This is a genomic window from Petrachloros mirabilis (genome assembly GCF_975968855.1).
This window is the reverse complement of record NZ_CDLUDY010000260.1, coordinates 1-3989: the sequence shown is the minus strand read 5'-3', so window position 1 is coordinate 3989 and position 3989 is coordinate 1. Positions and strand designations below refer to the sequence as shown.

General features: G+C 51.4%; 5 protein-coding genes. All 5 read left to right on the top strand.

What is annotated here, in order from left to right; genetic code table 11:
- Positions 1–109: 109 nt before the first annotated feature.
- The 5 genes from ACWVCN_RS11050 (at position 110) to ACWVCN_RS11030 (ending at position 3943) form a co-directional block, all read left to right on the top strand.
- Positions 110–271 carry a hypothetical protein gene (locus tag ACWVCN_RS11050; RefSeq protein ID WP_455245758.1) on the top strand — a complete coding sequence of 54 codons (162 nt, stop codon included), beginning with the start codon at positions 110–112 and terminating at the stop codon, positions 269–271.
- Between the two features lie 330 nt (positions 272–601).
- Positions 602–1462: a 3-hydroxyacyl-CoA dehydrogenase family protein gene (locus tag ACWVCN_RS11045; RefSeq protein ID WP_455245757.1), complete on the top strand. Its 861-nt coding sequence runs from the start codon at positions 602–604 to the stop codon at positions 1460–1462.
- A 29-nt stretch (positions 1463–1491) separates the two neighbouring features.
- The gene (locus tag ACWVCN_RS11040) at positions 1492–2541 is read left to right on the top strand and encodes an HAD-IIIC family phosphatase (protein ID WP_455245755.1); all 1050 of its coding nucleotides are present in this window, start codon (positions 1492–1494) and stop codon (positions 2539–2541) included.
- Positions 2535–2801 carry an acyl carrier protein gene (locus tag ACWVCN_RS11035; protein ID WP_455245753.1) on the top strand — a complete coding sequence of 89 codons (267 nt, stop codon included), beginning with the start codon at positions 2535–2537 and terminating at the stop codon, positions 2799–2801. Before ACWVCN_RS11040 ends, ACWVCN_RS11035 begins: the two co-directional genes overlap by 7 nt.
- On the top strand, positions 2798–3943 hold the full coding sequence (locus ACWVCN_RS11030) for an acyl-CoA dehydrogenase family protein (protein ID WP_455245752.1): 1146 nt from the start codon (positions 2798–2800) through the stop codon (positions 3941–3943). Before ACWVCN_RS11035 ends, ACWVCN_RS11030 begins: the two co-directional genes overlap by 4 nt.
- Positions 3944–3989 lie beyond the last annotated feature (46 nt).

Sequence of the window (3989 nt, the reverse complement as noted above, 5' to 3'; positions counted from 1 at the left end):
AAAGTCGAAGAAGGCCCGGATGTTGAAACGGGGCCCAGTATCCACGAGGTTCTCAATTAGGCGTAACGTCACGTCACGTGTAGAATTTTCTCAGCAAGAGGCAAATATTATGAGCGAACCACCCAAAACCAGACCCAAAGTTCCTGAAGGCAAGGCGCGTTTCCTGACAACCCGTCAGAAGGAACCCAACGAGAAGGGTTTTGTCGGGTATGAAACGACCTGGGAGCCGTTTCAGAAAGAGGTCCCGTACACGACCCCGAAGAAACCGTAAGCGCCCCGGCGACAGTCATATCGCACGAGGCGCCAGTGACGCGGGCGTCATGATGTAGTGCACCACCCACATTTCGCTTCTTTCGCCTGACGGCGAAAGCCGCAAACGGCTCTACATGGTTGCTGGAAGCCCCATTTGAATGGAATTTGAGATCCGTCATTTCCGCCGGCCAGTTCAGCACGGGGCCAGAAAAAATCTCAATCAACCCAGTGAGATAACGTGTTTGAAGTAATGCGCATTGCGCTGTAATCTAAGTACCGTTCTTGATTTTGTCGAACAAGCGGATTGCTTTTATCCGCATAGAGGGTGGGGCAAAAGGGGGGTGTATAAGTGTCACAAGTGAATACGATTGGCGTTGTCGGCGCGGGAACCATCGGTAACGGTCTTGCTGTTGATTTAGCCAGATTCGGATACGATGTAATCCTTAACGACCTCACGGACAAAGAACTAGAACAGTCTGCGCAAACGATTCGATCGGATCTCAGAACCTACCGCATGCTCGTCCCTGAGTATCGTGAAGCAGACGACGAGGATATCCTTGGCCGGATAACCTTTAGCTCCAATCTTGACGCGATGGTTGACGCGGACTTCATCATCGAGAACATCGTGGAAGACTACCACGCGAAGGCTCGACTCTACGAACAACTCTCGACAATCTGTCGCAACGAAACCTTTTACGCCGTTAATACATCCTGCATCTCGATCACCAGGCTGGCAAACCACATCAAAGATCCCGAAAAAATGCTCGGCATGCACTTCATGAATCCGGTCCCGGTCAAGAAGATTGTCGAAATGATACGAGCCGAGCGCACTTCCGAAGAAACCATTGAAACCGCGCTTGCTCTGGTAAAGCGGCTTGGCAAAGACCATGTACTGGTTAAAGACCTTCCCGGCTTCATATCCAACCGCGTCATGATGCTTGCGGTAAACGAATGCGCATTTATCTTACAGGACGGAGTAGCTGAAGCCGCTGATGTCGATAAATTATTCAGGCTTGGTTTTGGACATAATATGGGGCCGTTGGCCACGGCCGACCTCATCGGCCTCGATACTGTGCTTAACTCCATACTTGTTCTTTTCGACGAATACAAAGATCCGAAATTTCGCCCCTGCCCTCTGCTGCAGAAGATGGTTGATGCCGGATACCTTGGCAGAAAAAGCGGCAGAGGCTTCTTCAAGTATTCCAAGTAGCAGGCCAACAGGTTTATAAGAGCAGCACCATGAAAGATCCCACCATTAAGTGCGTCATATGGGACCTGGACAACACCATTTGGGATGGGACTCTATTGGAGGATTCATCGGTTAGTCTCAAACCACGTATGGTGGAAATACTCGAAGAACTCGACCGGAGGGGAATTCTTCATTCCATCGCAAGCCGTAACGACTATGACCAGGCCATGGCCAAACTACAGGAGTTTGGTATTGCAGATTACTTCCTCTACCCGGAAATCCGATGGGATGCAAAATCCCTGTCGGTCCGCCTTATTCAGGAGCACTTGAATATTGCCTACGACACCCTCCTGTTTATCGACGATGAGCCTCTTGAACGAGACGAGGTAGCGGCTACCCATGATGATGTATGGTGCCTGGACAGCCGTCATTATCTTCAGCTGTTGGAAGAACCTCGACTCAAGCCCAGGTACATCACCCGCGACTCTGAATTGCGCCGGCGCATGTACCAGAGCGATATCGTGCGACGCAAGGAAGAGGAAGAGTTTGTGGGACCGAAGGAGAGTTTTCTGCGAGAACTCGACATGGTCCTCGAGATCACCGAAGCCCGGGAGGAAGACCTTGTCCGGGCCGAGGAACTCACTTTTCGAACCAACCAGCTCAATGCAACCGGCAAAACATACACTGTAGAATCACTTGATGCCATGCGTAAAGATGGCCGCCACAAAATCCTCGTCTGTGAGCTTACCGATAAGTATGGAAGCTACGGAAAGATCGGATTGGCGGTGCTGGAGCTGGCAAAAGATGTATGGAATCTGAATCTTCTGTTGTTTTCCTGTCGTGTCATGTCAGCAGGAGTAAGTTCAATCTTACTCTCCTTACTAAGAAACGCAGCCAGGGACAGTGGTGTTCGGCTGACAGCAGATTTCAATGACACCGGCCGAAATCGGATGATGCGTATATCATACATGGTGGCCGGTTTTGTAGAGAAAGAACAACGAGATAATGGAATCACCCTATTGGAAAACGATCTAACAGATATCCCCCCTGTCCCGGATTACTGCAAAACCATCAGCAAAGTATCATGGAGTGCATGGTGAGAGAAAAGATCCGCAGCATCATTGAGGATAACTTGAAAATATTCGACTCGGACGTGGAGTTCAGCGATGAGGACCACATCTTCCGCCAGGGCTTCGTCGACTCACTATTCGCAGTCAAGTTGCTCGCCTTCCTCGAGCAGGAATTCGACATCAAGATCGGAAATGAAGATCTGAATATCGAGAACTTTCATTCCGTCAACAAGATTATCAGTTTCGTCGAAAACAAAAAGCAACCGAGCGAGGGCAGCAGGCTGTCTTGAATATCGAGCTTGACAAGCGGCAAAGTGAAATCATAGACGGTGCGACTGAGTTCGCTCGCACCGTTCTGGCTCCACGGGCAGGAGAAAATGATGAGCGTGGCGCCTTTCCTGAAGACCTGGTCAGACAAATGGGCGAGCGAGGATACCTCGGCGCTACAATCCCGGAAGAGTACGGCGGACTGGGTCTCGATCCGGTAGCCTACGGACTGCTGGTCGCCGCTATAGAAAAGGGAGATTGCAGTGCAAGCAGGCTGCTTACCGTGCACCTCGCACTCGCAGCCGAGACCATTCTGAAGTGCGGATCGGAAGAGCAGATTCAAAAATGGATCCCCTCCATTGCACGCGGGGAAACGATTTGTGCTTTCGGTCTCACCGAGCCAGATCACGGATCAGATGCGGCCGGCATCGAGTGTGCCTATAGCGACCTTGGTGATGAGTTCCGCCTTAACGGGCACAAGCGCTGGATTACCTTTTCTGGTATCGCGGATCTATTCCTGATCATCGCGCGCGATGAAAATGCCATGTCAGCCTTCCTGGTCGAAAGGGATCGAGTCGGTGTTGAAGTGAAACCTCAACATGGCCTGATGGCAGGTAGAGCCTGTCACATCTCGGAGATCATCCTGCGTGATGTCGTGATACCGAAGGCGAACCTCATCGGACAAGCTGGTCAGGGATTTACATTTGTGGCAAATACTGCCCTGGACTATGGGCGTTACTCGATTGCCTGGGGTGGAGTAGGCCTCGCGGAAGCCGCCCTCGATGCGATGGTGTCCTATTCCAAGAAACGCAAACAGTTCGGAGAAAAAATAGGCACCTTCCAGTTGGTTCGCGAAATGATTGCCGAGGCGGTTTCCCGCCTTTACGCCGCCAAAAGTCTTTGCCTGAGGGCTGGCGAAGCGCGCAAATCAGGAAATCCAGACGCTGTCATCGAAACCACGATCGCCAAGCATTTTTCAGCAACGACTGCTTTTCGCACGGCTTGCGATGCGGTCCAGGTTCACGGCGGAAACGGCTTCAGCAATTCCTATCCAGTTGAACGCTACATGCGTGAAGCAAAGGTGCTGGAGGTGATTGAAGGCACTTCGCAGATTCAGCAGCTGGTTATATCGCTACATGGGTTGCGACGCTACGGGCGCCCTTGATTTTGTTGCCCAGCGCTAATCCTCCGTTTGAATGAGTGCGGTGTTT